The 18,089-nt window shown below is 42.7% G+C and carries 13 protein-coding genes and 1 pseudogene; 11 read left to right on the forward strand and 3 right to left on the reverse strand.

Going from position 1 to position 18,089, the window contains the following annotated elements; translation table 11 throughout:
* From ACFSJE_RS12485 to ACFSJE_RS12495, 3 genes are read right to left on the reverse strand one after another with little or no spacing between them, the layout of a single operon-like run.
* The gene (locus ACFSJE_RS12485) at positions 1–2,568 is read right to left on the reverse strand and encodes a TonB-dependent receptor plug domain-containing protein (protein ID WP_379831303.1); all 2,568 of its coding nucleotides are present in this window, start codon (positions 2,566–2,568) and stop codon (positions 1–3) included.
* Positions 2,569–3,489, reverse strand: a complete 921-nt coding sequence (locus tag ACFSJE_RS12490; protein ID WP_379831304.1) for a FecR family protein — start codon at positions 3,487–3,489, stop codon at positions 2,569–2,571.
* Between the two features lie 43 nt (positions 3,490–3,532).
* Positions 3,533–4,054 carry an RNA polymerase sigma factor gene (locus ACFSJE_RS12495; protein WP_379831305.1) on the reverse strand — a complete coding sequence of 174 codons (522 nt, stop codon included), beginning with the start codon at positions 4,052–4,054 and terminating at the stop codon, positions 3,533–3,535.
* A 107-nt stretch (positions 4,055–4,161) separates the two neighbouring features.
* Between ACFSJE_RS12495 and ACFSJE_RS12500 the strand changes: the two genes are divergently transcribed.
* From ACFSJE_RS12500 to glsA, 11 genes and pseudogenes are all read left to right on the forward strand, one after another.
* Positions 4,162–4,605: a thioredoxin family protein gene (locus ACFSJE_RS12500; RefSeq protein WP_379831306.1), complete on the forward strand. Its 444-nt coding sequence runs from the start codon at positions 4,162–4,164 to the stop codon at positions 4,603–4,605.
* Positions 4,606–4,615: 10 nt separating this feature from the next.
* Positions 4,616–5,647: an FAD:protein FMN transferase gene (locus ACFSJE_RS12505; protein WP_379831307.1), complete on the forward strand. Its 1,032-nt coding sequence runs from the start codon at positions 4,616–4,618 to the stop codon at positions 5,645–5,647.
* 8 nt (positions 5,648–5,655) lie between these two features.
* On the forward strand, positions 5,656–5,865 hold the full coding sequence (locus tag ACFSJE_RS12510) for a DUF4266 domain-containing protein (protein WP_379831308.1): 210 nt from the start codon (positions 5,656–5,658) through the stop codon (positions 5,863–5,865).
* Between the two features lie 52 nt (positions 5,866–5,917).
* Positions 5,918–7,357 (forward strand): DUF3570 domain-containing protein, encoded by a 1,440-nt coding sequence (locus tag ACFSJE_RS12515; protein WP_379831309.1) that lies wholly within the window; start codon positions 5,918–5,920, stop codon positions 7,355–7,357.
* A gap of 46 nt (positions 7,358–7,403) precedes the next feature.
* Positions 7,404–9,371 carry an LTA synthase family protein gene (locus ACFSJE_RS12520; protein WP_379831310.1) on the forward strand — a complete coding sequence of 656 codons (1,968 nt, stop codon included), beginning with the start codon at positions 7,404–7,406 and terminating at the stop codon, positions 9,369–9,371.
* Positions 9,368–10,255, forward strand: coding sequence for a diacylglycerol/lipid kinase family protein (locus ACFSJE_RS12525; protein WP_379831311.1), 888 nt, complete (start codon positions 9,368–9,370; stop codon positions 10,253–10,255). The genes ACFSJE_RS12520 and ACFSJE_RS12525 overlap by 4 nt, the downstream gene beginning before the upstream one ends.
* A 324-nt stretch (positions 10,256–10,579) precedes the next feature.
* Entirely contained in the window at positions 10,580–11,854 is a 1,275-nt protein-coding gene (locus tag ACFSJE_RS12530) for a ribonucleotide-diphosphate reductase subunit beta (protein ID WP_379831312.1), read from the forward strand.
* A 3-nt stretch (positions 11,855–11,857) separates the two neighbouring features.
* Complete coding sequence (locus ACFSJE_RS12535) at positions 11,858–13,651, forward strand: ribonucleoside-diphosphate reductase subunit alpha (protein ID WP_379831313.1); 1,794 nt, start codon at positions 11,858–11,860, stop codon at positions 13,649–13,651.
* 286 nt (positions 13,652–13,937) lie between these two features.
* The gene (locus ACFSJE_RS12540) at positions 13,938–15,608 is read left to right on the forward strand and encodes an alpha/beta fold hydrolase (RefSeq protein WP_379831314.1); all 1,671 of its coding nucleotides are present in this window, start codon (positions 13,938–13,940) and stop codon (positions 15,606–15,608) included.
* A gap of 291 nt (positions 15,609–15,899) precedes the next feature.
* Positions 15,900–16,211 (forward strand): hypothetical protein, encoded by a 312-nt coding sequence (locus ACFSJE_RS12545; protein WP_379831315.1) that lies wholly within the window; start codon positions 15,900–15,902, stop codon positions 16,209–16,211.
* Positions 16,212–16,484: 273 nt separating this feature from the next.
* Positions 16,485–18,080 (forward strand): annotated as a pseudogene (gene glsA, locus ACFSJE_RS12550) (glutaminase A).
* Positions 18,081–18,089: the final 9 nt, after the last annotated feature.

The following is an 18,089-nucleotide window of genomic DNA, read 5'->3' on the forward strand; positions in this document are numbered from 1 at the left end:
TTAAAAAAAGACCCGAATCGTGAGGTTAGGTGTAAAATCTAAGGAACGCCGATGAATCACCTGTTCCAAAATAAGTTCCCCATTTTGTTGGGAAGTTCTGTGAATAACGGAGAGCGGAATAACTCGATCATAAAGATTGAGCACTGAAAAACCTAATTGCATTTTGGAATTACGTTCTCCCACTCCAAACTGATAAACCACTGAGGCATCCAATCGATGGAAATCGGGTAAGCGGCCAGCGTTTAGAGGCCCAAAATTCACTTGTTGGGTTTCCTCATCATAACTTTCAATAAGGGTCACGGGAAGACCGGTCCGGTATTGCCATCCCAATGATAGTTGTAGGTTATTCAATTGTAGACTGTTTGAAATCCTGAAATTATGGGTGATGTCATTGTTGCCAGAAAAACTGCCTTCCTGAATTTGGTCAAAGGTGAAATTAACATCATTAAACGAGTAGCCCATCCAAAAGCGATAATTCCGAATACGTTTTTTTATGAGCAGGTCCATCCCTAAAATGCGACTTTTACCTTCGCTGAGTTCTGGCCGGGGCAACGTAAAACCTTGGCTATAAGTGGTAAGGCCCGTGAGGCGTTTGTGAAAAATTTCAGCATCAATCGTCCATCCCTTTTGATCAAAAAGAAGTCCTGCAGAAATCTGGTTACTTTGTAATAGTGGAAAATTAACGTCGTCCGAAAGTCGCCAAATGTTGTTGTCCAATCGAAGTTCAGTTTGATTGAACTCGATAAGTTGTGAAATAGGTTGGTTTCGTCGTTCCAATCCAGCCCTAATCCGAGAGGATTTGGAAATGGGAAGTTCCATGTTCAGGCGGGGTTCCAAATATATATTTCCCAAACTTCCGTAATGCACGGCTCTAAGCCCCAATTTATATAGGCCCGAATTGACTTTTGTGAAGGTATACTCCCCAAACAGCACATTTTTAAAATTACTCTCATGCACGGGGAGACTAATATTATTTTCGGGTTCAACGCTGGAGGTAGCACTCAGGTCAATTTCCAAATTGGTGTTGGAAAGTTGGTACCCAAATGTCAACCCATGGTTGTTTTTAAAAGTTCTATCTGACTTGAGCTCCAACCCAAAATCGCTAATTCTGTTACCTCGGATATTGGTTTCTTCCAATTCATTCCCAAATAGTTCCTCATTTTTATAATAAGAGTCATAGGAAGAAAAGTAGGCAGTGATTTCTTCGGTTTGGGTTGGGGAGGTATGATGCGTCCAATTAGCACTTATACCGCCATTTCCAGTGGTGAGGGAGTCTTTTTTAGTCTCTCCATCATTCATAAAGGAGAATTGGGTGCGGTTTCGGGTCATCAAAGCACTGATGGCAATTTTGTCCTTCTGTGAAGGTTGATACACATACTTCGCATTCAGGTCGTAAAACCGAAAATCATTGTCACTATTCTCGTAGGTGTAATCATCATCCGAGTTCACATTCAATGGGTTGCCACGGTTATCGGTAACCGTCCCCGTATTGTTGAAAATTTTCTTTTCGTATGCTTCATAGGTGGGGCCTTCAAATACATCCAGATAGGCATTTCTAGCGAATAGTGACAGCGAAGATTTTTGCGACAAAGGAATTTTTAGATAGCCATCTGCGCTTAAGCCATCAATCCCAATCCCTCCCGAAATCTTTTTGGCGACAGTATCGTCGGTAGTGATGTCGATGACGCCAGAAACTCGGTCTCCATAAATTGCACTAGTTCCTGTTTTATAGATTAGAGCTTTTTCCGTGGCATACGGATTGAATCTTGAGAACATGCCGTACAAGTATCCTGAATTGAACACCCGAATATGGTCAAACAAGACCAGATTTTGGTCTGATGTCCCTCCATGGATTTGAATCTCCGAAGCCGATTCATCCAAACTCGTGACCCCAGGAATCATTTGGATGCTTTGTAGGATATCTGGAGTGGTCTGACCGGGAATTGGGCCCAAAGGTTTTTGGGTGAGGGTAATGGAGCCATCCCTGTTTCGGTCTATTCCCGTTGTGATGTACGATGTAACTACCACCTCCTGAAGTTGTTTGTAGACGGGAGAAAGATAAATTGGGGTACAATTCTCTGAAGGTTGAACATTCAATGAACCATATCCCGAAACTTGGAGCAAGTAATGGGACTTTCCTGTTTTTTCAAATTGAAGCAATCCTTTTTGATTGGTTTCAAGCACGAGGGTTGAATCCACCACAACTTGATTTTCTGCAATGGGCAAACGGGTTTCTTGATCCAGTAGAGCAATACAGATTTGATTTGAATTTGAAATCGGTGTAACGATGACCTGTTGCTGACCCTCAATTTTTTCAAAGTGGAGTCCTGTTTGTGCCTCGAGTACGCAAAGAAGTTCAATCAGGGGTAGTCCCTCCACCTGAACCGTGACCGTTTTTTCATCGACTACATCCTCCGCAAAGGAAAAACTGAGTTGCGTATCCGCTTCCAGTTGCTGGATGACTTCCTTTAGCGATGTGTTCTCAAATTCATAGAATAGCTGTTCTTGGGCATAGGTCGTGCAAATGCCAAAAAGGAACCAAAAAAATAGGGTTTTAAAGTGCCTCATCTATTCACTAGACAAGGTAACAATTCTTTTGTCTGCAGAAATATGATAAATGATACCCATGGGTTCCATGGTAGTTTTAAGGGCACTTTCGAGCTTATTGTGTGTGAATCTTCCCGTGAAAAGACGGTCGGTTTGCACTGCGTTGAGGTCAAAACTAACGGGAAATTGAACCGATAATTCCTCCAAAACGTCTGCAAAAGGCTGTTCTGAAAAAGATGAATACCCTTTTTTCCAATCGGGAATGTCTCCAGAAAATTCCGATTTTTGGATTTCATCCCCATTTATTTCAAGCATCATTCCTTGCGATAGTTCGGTGGGATTGGATTGGGTCAATGGGGTGAACACGATGGCACCTTCATAACATTGCACTTTAAAATCCTTTCGGTCCCGTATGTTGAATTGGGTACCCAATACCGCAACGGTTCCTTTGCCGGTGTTCACCTTGAAATCGCCACCCGTTTGCACATCAAAAAACCCTTCACCTTCAAAATCCACGATACGGTCTTCCTCCCAACCAAATCGCTTGTAAGATAATTTGGAGTTGGCATTCATCTCAATTAAGGAACCATCTGCAAGAAGTACGGTCTCTTTTTCGCCAATACCAGTGGAATAGGTTTTATACCCGAAGAAATAGGTATAGCCCACAAATAACAACGCGATGGATGCAGCCGCTGCGGCCACCCACCACAATGATCTTACCTTCGGTTCTTTTTGGACATTTTTATTCTTTTCGGTCACCAATGCCAGCGCCTTTTCCACATCAATTTCTGGGCCGCTCAATGACTGGGCCGCATTGTCTATAGCCATGAGCTGCCTGTAGACATCGGATGCCTCGAACCCGGCCAGCTCCTCTGGAGTCAACTCTCCGGCAAGCCATCGGGCCAAAAAATCTTCGTTGGCGTAATTTTCATCCATAGGCATACTTACTCTTATTTATAGGACAGTTGATTTATCCTTCACCCTATTAAAATTTTAAATCTTTTCCCAAAACCTCACGGAGTTGAAGCAAAGCTTTGCTCATTCTTCGTTCTATGGCCTTTACACCCAATCCTGTTATTTCAGCAATTTCAGGATAGGTTTTCTTTTCTATTCGGCTCATTAAATACACTTCCCGTTCTTTTTGGGGTAAGGAAGCGATGGCTGATTTCAATTTTTCATGGAATTCCTCCATCTGCATCAAATATTCCGGACTTTCATGATCCACAGAGGGATTGGCCCTTCTCAAATGCTTCAAGACAATTTTCTCGTGCTCTTTTTCATTGAGAAATGAATTGTTTGCCGCGCGGTAGAGATAGGCCTTCACTTTGGAAAAAGAAACGGTGGCACACAATTTCCAAAGTTTCACAAAAACGTTCTGTACAATGTCCTCCGCCTGTTGCAGGTCCCCGCATTTATAATAGATGTATCGCGTCACCGCCTCATAATGGGTGCGGAATATTCGGTCGTAGATTTTTTGCTCGCAAATGGATGGTTCTTCCTCTGTCATGTGCTGATTAGGGCGAAACTGCTTTTCAAACAAAAATAATTAGAAAAAATAGGGTGAATGGTTTTTTGCCTGTCTTAGTAGTGAAAAAGAATTTTAACACCCAAGCTATGCTTTATAGAAAATGGTTGACAGTCATGATGATAGGCTGTTTTTTACTGATACAAAACGTAACCGCCCAAGAATGGCAAACCAATTTTGAAAAAGCCAAAGACATGGCCCAAAAGAACAATACTAACATTGTTTTGGTATTTCAGGGTTCGGATTGGTGCGCGCCTTGCATTAAGTTGGATCGCGAGGTTTGGAGCACTGACGAATTCCAAAATTTGGCCAAGGACCATTTTGTGATGCTCAAGGCGGATTTCCCCAGAAAACAGAAAAACAAATTGCCCGAAGCACAAGAGGAGCATAACAAAATGTTGGCCTCCAAATACAACCCTAACGGCTATTTCCCTTTTGTGGTTGTGTTGGATGCTTCCGGCAAGGTATTGGGGGAAACCGCTTATGAAAAAACTAACCCCAAGGCCTATTTCAACAAGTTGAACGCATTCTAATAACCTAAAAATGCCAAGGATAAATCAATTCGTTTTAAGTGCGGTCATTTTTCTTTTTGTGATTTCTGGTTATTCCCAAGAAACCACTGTTGGTGGCCAGCTCCAAGTCTTCCAACGGACCTTGAAATTGATGGGCAGTCGGTTTGATTTGACCGTGGTAGCGGAAAATCAAACCCAAGGGGATGCTTATTTGGATATGGCCATTGGCGAAATTTCACGCATTGAACGCTTGATATCTTCCTGGGACCCCAATTCACAGACATCCAAAATCAATCAAAATGCGGGAGTGGTTCCAGTAAAAGTAGACCAGGAACTCTTCAATCTGATTGAAAGGGCCATCAAAATTTCAAAATTGACCCAAGGGGCATTTGATATCAGCTATGCATCCATGGACCGCATCTGGAAGTTTGACGGTTCTGTGATGGAAATGCCGTCCGAAGAAGCCATTAAGCAGTCCGTCGCCAAAGTGGGATACCAAAACATTGTATTAGATCAAGGAAATGGGACCGTATTTCTAACGAAGGAAGGGATGAAGATTGGGTTCGGGGCCATTGGAAAAGGTTATGCTGCGGATAGGGCCAAGGCCTTGTTGCTGAAGAATGGTGTTGCCTCAGGAATCATCAATGCTTCGGGTGATTTAAATGCTTGGGGCACCCAACCGGATGGCAAGGATTGGATGGTAGCCATTGTAAACCCCCTTAATAAGGATAAGGTGTTCTCTTGGCTTCCGGTAAAGGACCAAGCGGTGGTAACATCGGGCAATTATGAGAAATTCATCATCCTAAATGGAGAACGCTATACCCACATCATTGACCCAAGGACCGGTTATCCCAGCAAAGGGGTGCGGAGTGCCACCATTTTTACTGCAAATGCCGAACTGGCCGATGCGCTGGCCACCTCAATTTTTGTGATGGGCGTGGAAACCGGTTTGGACTTCGTGAACCAGTTAAAAGGCGTGGAATGTATCCTAGTAGATGACAATAATAAAATTATCACCTCCAAAAATATCGCCCTTAAAGAGGTGGAAACCCAAAGCAGATAAACCCAATTATGAAGAAGATTTTAATTGCCCTGTACTGTTTGTTAAGCCTGTCGTCTTGTGCGGTTCTGCATGAATATGAAAAGGTCAACATCAATGACCCAGACATGGTTTTGGCGGATAAAAAACTGGCAAAATTCGAGACGAGTTACCAAGTGTACCGTGAGGGAGCATCTGGTGGAAATGGAGGAAAAACAGGAGGGGGTTGTGGTTGCAATTAACAAGAGCATGAACAGATTTTTGCTGATATTTTTATGCATCCCAATATTTGGGATGGCTCAACAGGAAAATGTCAATTCCTATAAAAAGCGGGTTTTGGAAACCACCGAAGTGGATATCCTTTCCAGTTACTATGAGCAAACCGGAAATAATGCATCCGTCACCGGAGGTATCGGAAACGAAAGGCTTACCGATGTAGCGCCATCCATAGTGGTGAGCGTCCCCTTGAATGATGACGATGTTTTGAGCGTGGATGTGGGTATCTCAACCTACACATCTGCTTCTTCAAGTAACTTAAACCCTTTTGATGTGACTGGTTCAGGTGGTTTAAGTGGTGCTTCCACCGGCGGTGGAGGCGGCGGCGGAGATGATGATGAAGAGGATGATGATAACAATGGAGGCTATTCCGGGGCTATTGGTAGTCCTTGGGTGGCCTCCTCCGGCGCATCACGCCAAGATACTTGGGGGAGTGTCAACATTGGGTATTCGCACAGTTCGGAAGACCGTGATCAAATTGTGAGTGCCAATGCATCTTTTGCCACCGAATATGATTACACCTCCATTGGTTTTGGAGGAGGGTATACCCGCCTTTTCAATGAGAAAAATACCGAATTAAGCCTCAAGGCCAGTGTGTTTTTGGATCAATGGAATCCCAGATACCCTACCGAATTGGATAGTTATGTTGAGGTGGATGGAAATCTTAACGCTGGGTTCTTTACTGGGGTCAATATTTTGAATAGAAACGGATTGATCACCAATAAGAATGGCACATTGACCTGGCGTCCAGTGGATGGATTCAGCCTGATTTCAGATAAAAAGCGGAACAGTTTTGCACTATCGGTATCATTGTCGCAGATACTGGGCAAGAACACCCAAATCTCAATCTTTGCGGATGTGGTACAACAACAGGGCTGGCTCTCCAACCCCATGCAACGGGTTTATTTTGCGGATGTCCCCAATTATTTTATTGGAAATCCCGCCAGTATTCCATTCTACACCTCGTCTGAGAATAGGGATGTATTTATGCTGGCCGATGACATGGAACGACTGCCAGATACCCGCTTCAAAATACCCGTGGGCATCCGGTTGAACCATTATATAAATGAGATTTTGACCGTACGAACCTATTATCGCTACTATTTTGATGACTGGGGATTACGCTCGCACACAGCCAGTGTGGAACTGCCAGTAAAAATTGGTCAGAAATTTACATTTTATCCATCCTATCGCTATTACACCCAAACACAGATAGACTATTTCGCTCCGTTTGATGAGCATTTGTCCACAAGTCAATATTACACTTCGGACTATGATCTTTCGGCTTACGACGCCCATCAGGTTGGATTTGGAATAACGTACACTGACATTTTTACCCAATTCAAGACTTTGGGATTTGGCTTGAAGAGCATCGACCTAAAGTATAACAACTACCACCGGACCACGGGCTTAAAGGTCAACTATTTTGGCCTCGGATTCAAATTTATAATGGACTAGGGATTAAGCTTTTGAACAAAGCTCATTAACATATTGAATTAAAATTATGCACCTGAAACTATTTCCAAAGCGATACGCCTTGATCAATGCCTTCGCGATTCTTTTTCTTGGGCTATCATTATTGATGCGACTATCGTTCCTCATTATGGATTTTTCGGAAGTGGACCACTCCCTGTTTGGTTTGATTAAGATATTTTTTACAGGATTGTTTTTTGATTTGGGAACCGTGTCTTTTTTCTATGGAGTTGCTTCCCTGTACTTTTTACTTTTTCCCAAACGGTTTTATGGTTCGCTTTTGGATAGAATCTTGGTCTACTTTGGGTTCTCCCTAGCGTTACTGATTGTCTACTTTTCCTTTTTTGCTGAAATCACGTTTTGGGATGAATTCCAACGACGGTTCAATTTTATCGCCGTGGATTATTTGATTTACACTTACGAAGTAGTAAAAAACATCAACGAATCCTATCCCTTGCCCCTTTTGATTGGCGGAATGTTGCTAATGGTATTGGCCACAGTGTGGATTTTCAAACAAAAAGGATTGTTCAATAAGGCATTTTCGGCAAGTGAAGGGTTTCAAGCAAAGTTGGTTCCTTTTGTTGTTGTAATGGCAATTATGTCGTTTTATACAACCTCCATCGAGAACGATTCTGCTGAGAATTCAGAGAACCGATACAACAATGAGCTTTCAAAAGCGGGGATTTATTCCTTCTTTTCTGCGTTTCGGAACAACGAGCTCAGCTATACCGATTTTTACAAAACCATTCCAGAAAAACAAGCCCTTCACAAGGTGCAAGAAGAAGTCAGCGGTCCTTTGGACAGTCTTCTTGAACCCGAAGACAATATTCTTCGTGCCATAAAAGGGGGCGTTGAAAAAAAACCGAATATCATCTTGATTTGTGTGGAGAGTCTGAGTGCGAACTATCTGGGCATTTTCGGAAATGAAAAACAATTGACACCGAATCTGGATTCCATTGCAAAGGCCGAGACCTATTTCTCTAGTCTTTACGCTACCGGTACCCGGACGGTGCGAGGGATGGAGGCCATTACCTTGAGCATTCCCCCAACCCCGGGTAGGAGCATTGTAAAGCGCAAGCACAACCAAAATCTCTTCACGATTGGCGAGGTCTTCAAAGACAAGGGGTATAGCAGGACCTTTTTTTATGGAGGCGATGGGTATTTTGACAATATGGACAAATTCTTCAGTGGTAATGGGTTCGACATTGTGGATCGGGGACGTGGGTTTTTGCCTTCTCGGGATATTGTCACTTCACGCAAAAATATTGAAGACGATGAGGTCACTTTTGAAAATGCTTGGGGTATTTGTGATGAGGATATTTTCAGGAAAGTGATAAAAGAAGCAGACGAATCAGCCTCGCAGGGTAAACCATTTTTTGATTTTGTCATGACCACATCCAATCATAAACCCTATACTTACCCAGGGGGTAAGATTGATATTCCTTCGGGTACCTCACGTAGTGGAGCTGTAAAATATACCGACTATGCGATTGGAGAATTCTTGAAACAGGCTAAGGTCAAATCGTGGTATAACAGCACGGTGATTGTGATTATGGCAGACCATTGTGCCAGCAGTGCAGGAAAGTGGGAATTGGATGTGGACAACTATCACATCCCTGCCATAATTGTAAACCTAGAAGGAGGTAAGGGCTACGAAATAACCCAGCAATGTTCCCAAATTGATGTGATGCCAACCTTGTTCTCCTTGTTGGGCTGGAACTATAAAAACAATTTTTTTGGCCGAGATGTATTCAGTATGAAACCCGAAGACCAACGCGCATTTGTGGGCAACTACAGAAAACTAGGTCTATTGAAAGATGATGAATTGATGGTGTTGGGTGATGGCAAGACCGCGAATCAATATAATTGGGACCATGAAGATAATAGCTTATCGAAAGAACCAATGGACACTGCGTTTTTAGCGGAGACCATTTCGTACTACCAACTCGCGGATTACCTCTACAATCATAATGGACTTAGTCTGAAAGCTGAATTATGAAAAGTGTTCATTTTATCGTAAACCCAATTGCTGGCAAAGGCGATTCCATTATCGACGAAGGATTGTTGTCTCATTATCTTGAGCCAGAACACTTTGATGTGTGCCTTAAAATTTCCAACTATGCAGGACATGCCACGGAATTGACCAAATCTTCCGTGTGTGAAGGAGCTCAGATTATTGTGGCCTGCGGAGGAGACGGGACAATCAATGAAGTGGCTTCCTGTTTGATGCATTCCAAAGTGCAACTGGGGATTGTGCCTTTGGGCTCAGGCAATGGGTTGGCCGAAAGTCTCGATATTTCCAGAAATCTTAAAAAGGCTCTGCAAGCCATAAAGCAGGGGAAAATCAACCGAATAGATGTGGCCATGGTCAACGGAAAGCCATTTTTCAGCAATATGGGCATTGGGTTTGATGCCAAGGTCATCTCCAACTACAATGCTTCGCAACAGCGAAGATTTTGGGCCTACCTGAAAGCGGTCATCAAGTCGATGAAAGATTTCAAGTATAATGAGCGAATCAAGGTTGAAATGAATGGCAAAAGTTACCGAACCAACCCCTTTATGTTCTTTGTTTCCAATTCCAAAGTAATGGGCTACGACATCTCCCTTACCCGAATGGCATCTTTACAAGATGGATTGTTGGATGTGGTCATTATCGATAATTTGAGCAAGGGCGAAATGTTACTAGTAGGACTTTTTATTCTCCTGAGATTGAATCAATATTTGAAGAAAATACAATACTTCAAAGTGAAGGAACTCAAGGTAGCTTTTGAGGATTCCTATGCCCATCATCTCATGCAGGCCGATGGCGAACTTCACAATCTGGACGAGGCCGAGGTGGTCGTCAAAATTGAAGAAAAAGCACTTCAAGTATTGGTGCCTTAAAACCGTCTCTTCTTTTCCATCTCCTTATAAATCTGAGAGGATTATAAGTCTTAAAGTACTGTAAAACAGTAATTTGTATTTTAAAAGGTAACCCATTCAAGAAAGCATGTTGATAACCCTGTGGATAAATGTTTTGTCCAGATGACACTTGTCACATTTTTTTTGGAGCCTTGATTTTACGTTTGTTCCGATGATTTTTCAGCCTCAAAAATCGCAATGTTGATAAAACTGTTGAGAACCAAAAAGGGGCAATGTAAAATCAAAGTAAAGAAAATATGAATTTTACAATCAGTTCATTTAGGACAAATCCAAACACTTTTTCTCATGCACATTTCTCACATTACTAAAAGGGATTTTAGTACACAGCCCTTCGATTTGCACAAAATTACCAACGCAATCCTTAAAGCTATGACGGCAATCGATCATGGTCAAATGGAAGATGCCCAGATGATTGCCAGCAACGTTGAAAAAGCATTGTTGAAACGAAAGGAACAGGATGAACATTATGTGCCCACCGTTGAAGAGGTTCAGGATGTGGTTGAGAATGAGTTGATGAACAGTGAGTTCCACGATGTGGCCAAAGCCTACATCATTTACAGGAACAAAAGGGCCCAAATGCGGGAGACCGATATTTTTGAGAAACGCATCAACCTTAAACCATACGAATACCCTCAATTGTATGAATATGTGCCTGCAATTCGGCATTCGTATTGGATTCATACCGAATTCAACTTTACCAGCGATATCCAGGATTTTAAATCTGGACTGAGCGAAGTTGAGCGAAGCGCGATTAAAAATACCATGTTGGCCATTTCTCAAATTGAGGTTGCCGTTAAAACCTTTTGGGGTGATATCTATCATCGTATGCCCAAGCCAGAAATAGGATCCGTTGGGGCAACTTTTGCCGAAAGTGAAGTACGCCACCATGATGCGTATTCACACCTACTTGAAATCTTGGGATTAAACCAAGAGTTCGAAAACTTGAAGAAAAAGCCCGTGATCATGAAGCGGGTCCAGTATTTGGAAACTGCCCTTAAAAATGCCAAAAGCGAAAATAACAAAGAGTACGCAGAGTCCATTTTACTGTTCTCCCTTTTCATTGAGCACGTATCGCTCTTCTCCCAGTTTTTGATCATCATGGCCTTCAATAAGCACAAAAATGTGTTGAAGGGAATTTCCAATGTGGTGGAGGCTACCTCAAAAGAGGAGCAGATTCATGGTGATTTTGGTATTGATATCATCAACATCATTAAAAAGGAACACCCAGAATGGTTTGATGAAGAATACAAAGCCATGATTCAGGAAATATGCGAAAAGGCTTTTGAAGCCGAGAGCAGAATTGTGGATTGGATTTTTGAGGATGGCGAATTGGATTTCTTGCCAAAGTCCGTTGTGAACGAATTCATCAAGAACCGTTTCAACAATTCTTTGGAGAGCATTGGCATTGCCAAAGTGTTTGAGGTGGACCAAAAACTATTGGCGGAAACCGAGTGGTTTGATGATGAGATCATTGGCACCAAACATGGCGACTTTTTTGTAAAACGATCAATCAACTATAGCAAAAGAACACAAAGTATAACCAGCGACGACCTTTTTTAAATTATGGAGAACAAAGCCCAATCCCCTCAAATTGAAGAACTAAAAAAAGAAAACAAAAGCCAAGAACTTGTAAATGCCCGAAAGAGTGCCTTGGCACAACTTAAGGAAAAAGAAGAAAGTCAGGGATTTGAATGGCTGAACGAATATAGCCGTCAGTTTTTGGCTTCGGGATATCTGACCGATGGGGTTACTCCTGAGGGACGGATTCGGGAGATTGCGGAACGTGCGGAAGAGATTTTGCAGATTCCAGGCTATGCGGACAAGTTTTACAACTACATGTCCGAAGGTTTTTTCTCTTTGGCATCACCGGTTTGGTCAAACTTTGGGAAAAGACGCGGGCTGCCCATAAGCTGTTTCGGTTCCCATATTGATGATGACATGGGGAATATCCTGTATACCCAATCCGAAGTGGGCATGATGTCCAAATTGGGTGGTGGTACCTCTGGCTATTTTGGGAAAATCAGACATAGAGGGGCTCCGGTTAAAAATAACGGGCAAGCTTCTGGGGCGGTGCATATTATGCAATTGTTCGAATCCATGGTGGACGTAGTGAGCCAAGGCTCAGTTCGCCGTGGTCGTTTTTCACCGTATTTGCCTATTGATCACAAGGATATCTTGGAGTTCTTGGAAATCGGAACAGAAGGGAACCCAATCCAACAATTGACCCATGGCGTTACGGTGACCAACCAATGGATGCAGGAAATGATTGATGGGGATACGGACAAAAGAACCGTTTGGGCCAAAGTTTTGCAGCGTAGGGGAGAGATGGGCTATCCGTATGTGTTCTTCAGTGACAATGCCAACAATGGCGCTGCTGATGTATACAAAGACAAGGAACACCGCATTCATGCCAGTAACCTTTGTACCGAGATCATGCTGCCTTCCAACGATAATTGGTCGTTTGTATGCGTATTGTCCAGTATCAACGTATTGCATTACGATAAATGGAAAAATACCGACGCCGTGGAAACCATGGTCCATTTCTTGGATGCTGTGATTACCGAATTTGTGGAAAAATTGGAAGCCTACCGCGATTCATCAGACCGAGATGATAGACAGACTTTCTTATTTATGGAACGCGCCTATAATTTTGCAAAGGAAAACCGAGCTCTGGGCTTGGGCGTTTTAGGATGGCACTCCCTGTTACAATCCAAAAGATTGGCTTTTGACAGTCAAGAAGCCTATAACTTGAACAGTGAAATATTCAAGGAAATTAAGGAGCGCTCCTACAAAGCTTCTGCAGAATTGGCTGAACGCTTCGGAGAACCAGAAGTGTTGAAAGGCTACGGTAGACGAAACGCCACATTGAATGCCATTGCTCCCACTACTTCATCTGCCTTTATTTTGGGTCAGGTATCACAGGGAATTGAACCGATTTGGTCCAATTGTTATGTGAAGGACATCGCCAAAATAAAAGTGACCATAAAAAATCCATATTTGATGGATTTGTTGGAGGAAAAGGGTCAAAATAACCCGGAAGTTTGGAAAAGTATCCGCGATATGGATGGTTCCGTTCAGCATTTGGACTTCTTGACCGAAGAGGAAAAAGCAGTGTTCAAGACCTATTCAGAATTGGATCAGTTGGATATCATCTACCAAGCTGCCAACCGACAAAATCATATAGATCAAGGCCAGTCGGTGAACATCATTGTCCATCCCGATATGCCAACCAAAGACATCAATAAAATTCACGTAACCGCTTGGAAACTAGGATTAAAGTCACTGTACTATCAGCATAGTATGAATGCTGCACAGAAATTTAAGCAGAAAAAGGAATGTGCCAGTTGTGAAGCATAGATTAACCGACTCAAATCGCTCTTAAGGAGCTTAATCCAACCCCCGGACCAAAATGTTTGGGGGTTATTTTTTATCTGGACTCCACCTAAACAATTGTTAATCTAATGTTTGGACCTCAGTTCATTCAAAACAGTTTCTATTTTTGTGAAGCAAGAGAGATGAAATGTAATCCAATGGGCTTATATCTAACGTAAAGTATTTGTGCTATTTTACTTTTGATTTTTATAAAAGTAGGGTTGGTACATCTTTAGTAGGCAACAACAAGAACAAACAACCTCAACCTTAAATGAAGCCAGTAACCCAGTATACCAAAAGTGGCCGAATCAATATAGCGTACCAAGTTTTTGGTTCAGGTTCTGTGGATTTGGTCTACATTCCCGGATGGGTTTCCAATATTGATTTGATGTGGGCCTGCCCACAATTGGTTGAGTTTCTTCAGGAGCTTGGTAAAATTGCCCGTGTGATTTTATTTGATAAACGTGGCACAGGACTTTCCGACCGCGTTGTGGAGCTTTCAACTTTGGAAGAGCGGATGGACGACATCCGGGCGGTGATGGACGCGGTTAATTCAGAAAAAGCCATTTTATTTGGTCATTCTGAAGGTGGTTCCGTCTCTGCTTTGTTTGCTGCAACCTATCCCAATAGGACCATTGCCTTGATCACGTTTGGCATATTTGCAAAGCGAAAATATGCCGAAAACTATCCTTGGGCACCAACTGATGAGGAACGTCAGAAGGTGTATGACATGATTGAAAATTCTTGGGGTAGCGGAGAGATGAATTTGGAGACCTTGGCGCCTTCCAAGGCAAACGATAGGGAATTCATGGATTGGTTGGCCAATTATTTTCGGTCTGGGGCAAGCCCCAGTGCAGCGTTGGTGCTCACCAAAATGAACACGGAGGTGGATATCATCAATATTTTGAGCTCCATTAAAGTTCCCACTTTGATTCTGCAGCGCACCAATGATGTCGACGTAAAAATTGAGGAGGGAAATTTTATTGCAGAGCGAATTCCTGGGGCCAAATTTGTGGAATTGAAAGGGGATGACCATTTGTTTTGGGTAGGGAATACTCAGGAAGTACTTAGGGAAATCCGAAGCTTTATAGCTAATCTTAAACCCAAGGATGTTTATAACCAGCAACTGTTCACCATAGCGGCAGCTCGGATTTTTGCCGCGGAACGTGCCACTCCCGAACAACAAGAGCATATCTCAAGATTTGTGGGGCAATATCGAGGAAAGGTTATTCAATGTGATGGAAGGACCTTTTTTGCCACTTTTGAGGGGCCTAGCAAGGCTGTTCATTGCTATATGAGTCTGTTTGAGACCGTAAAACGGATGAACGCCCAAATGTCCGTGGGAATTCACATACGGGAAGGAGCCGTGGACGAAGCACATTTTATCAGTGAGCCAACGGAGCGGTTTGTGGAAGCTATTCTTGGACAAGCCAAACCGAATCAGATTTTGATTACCCAAACCGTAAAATATTTGCTTTCTGGAGCTGGACTTAACTTTAAGCAGAACAATACCGTTATGGAGCCAAGAACGGGTGAACCCCATATTCTTTTCACCGTGTCGGACGATTTGGGCTCCGAAGAGCTCCCCGAAAACTTTCATCCCAATCAACTCCCCATAAATGATTCCTTTTTGGAAAATGTACTGGAAATCATAGATATGCATCTAGGGGATGAGGCTTTCGGAGTTGAAATGTTATGCAGGGAAATAGGGGTAAGTGAACGACAGTTGCAGCGCAAACTCAAAGCGGTCACCAATAAATCTCCCATACAGTTAATATCATCCGTTCGGTTGCACCGAGCAAAGGAACTGATGCTGGAGAATAAGCATAATGTGGCCGAAATTGCATATCAAACTGGGTTTTCCAACCCATCTTATTTTTCCAAATCCTTTAAAAGGGAATTTGGTTTAACCCCATCTACTTTTCTTCAGGAGTACGCTTAGACGTCATTTTCTCTATTTGTTTTTTTAGTTAAAACCCATCATTCTGAAGTTCAAAACAGGGTATTTTCGGGGAAATTTCACTGATTTTTATTTCTGAATCCAAGAATATGTTGAACCTTTTTCATCTGAAAACAAGGTGTTTATGGTTCAAAATGTCGGAAAAGTTATAGTCTGACGGTTTTGTACTGTCATCGTGTCGGAAAAGTTATCTAATTCGGCGGGTTTGTTCTAATTCCAAGGGTTTCTCTCAACATATCTTTGTCCCCGCTAAAAACAGAAATAACAAATGTCATGAAAAAACACATTTTTACAACAATCACAATTGCATTCGTAACTATAGGATGTATGAATGCGCAGAGCAATACGGAAACGGGGCCATTGGCCAAAAACCGTAAGCCATGGAAAGATCCAAAACCCACAACGGGGATTATGATCAAAAAGCATGATAACCTTACAGGGCCCTTGGCCAAAAACAGAAAACCTTGGAAGGATGAATGCGAACTTTATCCCGTAGTTTTTGTGGAGCGCAAAGACTTACAAGGACCCATGGCAAAAAATGTTCGCCCAGAACGCGATAATTATAGCGTGGAATATACCAAATAGGGAGTTTATCCATCAATCAACAATCATCAATAAACGAACACATCATGAGAACAGGAAAGCGAGATGCATTTAAGCAAAAACTTCATCCAACCCTTGGTTATGGATGGAGTGCCAAACGAAGGTACAAGCCTGTGGTTAGACCAATCTTCAATTTTTAACAGATTTAAACGGATACGAATCGGTGTCCTTTAGGTTTTGTCCATAAAATTAGCTGAAGAAGGGCCATAAAAGGTGGCCCTTTGTTTCCCTTACGAACTCAAAACTATACGTATTATGATTACTACTACGCAGATTGACGATCGGGCGGCAGATTCACTTTTTCGCATATTGGACCATGGAAGAAAAAAATCCATTGAGTCTGATAAGTTTTTGGAGAAGTTGGCACGCACTGGAATTTTATCCGATGACCCTCGCATTCAAGAACTCCTGCAGATTTTCAGAATAAAGGAGCAGGAAAAGCGAAAAAGCCCTACCATATCATCAACGGAGTTCACTGAGATTCTGAAGCAAAATGCGCTGGTAAAAAAATCACTTACGGAAAATCTGGTCATCCCAGACTTCGAATCTTTTTGCAAAGAGGTGGAAGACATCTTTTTGGAAACTTTAAAAAATACCGATGGTAAAGTGGCGGATTATATTCCCCAATTGGCCAGGGTAAATCCAGACCACTTTGCAGTTTCTATTTGTACGGTGGACGGGCAGCGATTTTCCTTTGGGGATTCCAATGTGAATTTCTGTCTACAATCTTCCTGTAAACCTATCAATTACTGTTTGGCATTGGAGGAATTGGGGGAGCAAAAAGTTCACAATCATGTGGGAAGAGAGCCCAGCGGACAATCGTTCAACGAGTTGGCACTTAACTCCAGAGGACTACCCCATAACCCAATGATCAATGCAGGCGCCATGATGAGTTGCTCGCTGATTGACAGGGACAACAATATTGCAGACCGATTTGATAAAGTCAGTAAAACATGACAGGCCCTGTGCGGAGACAAAGCGGTCAACTTTAATAATTCGGTGTATCTGTCGGAACGGCAAACCGCGGATAGAAACTTTGCATTGGCCTATTTTATGCGGGAAAAAAATGCCTTCCCCGAAAAGACAAACCTAACGGAGACCTTGGAATTTTACTTTCAGTGTTGTTCCATTGAATCGTGCACCAGTGACCTTTCAGTGGCAGCGGCGACATTGGCCAATGCGGGCAGCAATCCATTGACGGGCAAGACCATTTTTAAGTCCTCAACAGTGCAAAACTGCCTATCGCTCATGTTGAGTTGTGGCATGTACGATTTCTCAGGTGAGTTTGCCTTTAAAATTGGACTTCCAGCCAAGAGTGGGGTGTCAGGAGCTTTACTATTGGTCATTCCCAATTTGATGGGAATCAGTATTTGGTCACCTAGATTGGACCAAGTAGGTAACACGGTACGAGGAGTGGAATTTTGCAAACGTCTAGTGGAACGCTTCAGTTTTCACCAATACGACTCATTGGTCGGGCATTCTAAAAAAATCAATCCAAGAAGAAAACAGAATGAGTTGATGGCTTCAAAAGTCATGGAACTTATTCGTGCGGCAAGCTTCGGCGATATGGACGAAATCTATCGTCTACAAGCTGAAGGCGTAAGCCCAAATACTGCGGACTATGATGGACGAACCCCACTCCACTTGGCTGCCTGTGAAAATCAGGTTGAGGTAGTTAAGCACCTCATCGGCCAAGGGGTCCATCTTTCCCCAAAAGATCGCTGGGGAAACACACCGCTCAATGATGCCATAAAATTTAAAAACAAAGAAATCATAGAAATGCTGGAACATGCCGTCAAAATCAAAAGAGATGGAAAGGCTATGGAACTGGCAGAAGTAACTAACAATTAAAAACAATAG

The organism is Flagellimonas iocasae (assembly GCF_042682725.1).
GTDB classification, from domain to species: Bacteria; Bacteroidota; Bacteroidia; order Flavobacteriales; family Flavobacteriaceae; genus Flagellimonas; species Flagellimonas iocasae.

Coding starts and splice junctions, on each gene's coding strand:
- ACFSJE_RS12530 (WP_379831312.1), top strand. CDS start 10,580: ATGCACATTTCTCACATTACTAAAAGGGATTTTAGTACACAGCCCTTC.
- ACFSJE_RS12490 (WP_379831304.1), bottom strand. CDS start 3,489: ATGCCTATGGATGAAAATTACGCCAACGAAGATTTTTTGGCCCGATGG.
- ACFSJE_RS12495 (WP_379831305.1), bottom strand. CDS start 4,054: ATGACAGAGGAAGAACCATCCATTTGCGAGCAAAAAATCTACGACCGA.
- ACFSJE_RS12500 (WP_379831306.1), top strand. CDS start 4,162: ATGCTTTATAGAAAATGGTTGACAGTCATGATGATAGGCTGTTTTTTA.
- ACFSJE_RS12540 (WP_379831314.1), top strand. CDS start 13,938: ATGAAGCCAGTAACCCAGTATACCAAAAGTGGCCGAATCAATATAGCG.
- ACFSJE_RS12515 (WP_379831309.1), top strand. CDS start 5,918: ATGGCTCAACAGGAAAATGTCAATTCCTATAAAAAGCGGGTTTTGGAA.
- ACFSJE_RS12520 (WP_379831310.1), top strand. CDS start 7,404: ATGCACCTGAAACTATTTCCAAAGCGATACGCCTTGATCAATGCCTTC.
- ACFSJE_RS12510 (WP_379831308.1), top strand. CDS start 5,656: ATGAAGAAGATTTTAATTGCCCTGTACTGTTTGTTAAGCCTGTCGTCT.
- ACFSJE_RS12535 (WP_379831313.1), top strand. CDS start 11,858: ATGGAGAACAAAGCCCAATCCCCTCAAATTGAAGAACTAAAAAAAGAA.
- ACFSJE_RS12505 (WP_379831307.1), top strand. CDS start 4,616: ATGCCAAGGATAAATCAATTCGTTTTAAGTGCGGTCATTTTTCTTTTT.
- ACFSJE_RS12485 (WP_379831303.1), bottom strand. CDS start 2,568: ATGAGGCACTTTAAAACCCTATTTTTTTGGTTCCTTTTTGGCATTTGC.
- ACFSJE_RS12525 (WP_379831311.1), top strand. CDS start 9,368: ATGAAAAGTGTTCATTTTATCGTAAACCCAATTGCTGGCAAAGGCGAT.
- ACFSJE_RS12545 (WP_379831315.1), top strand. CDS start 15,900: ATGAAAAAACACATTTTTACAACAATCACAATTGCATTCGTAACTATA.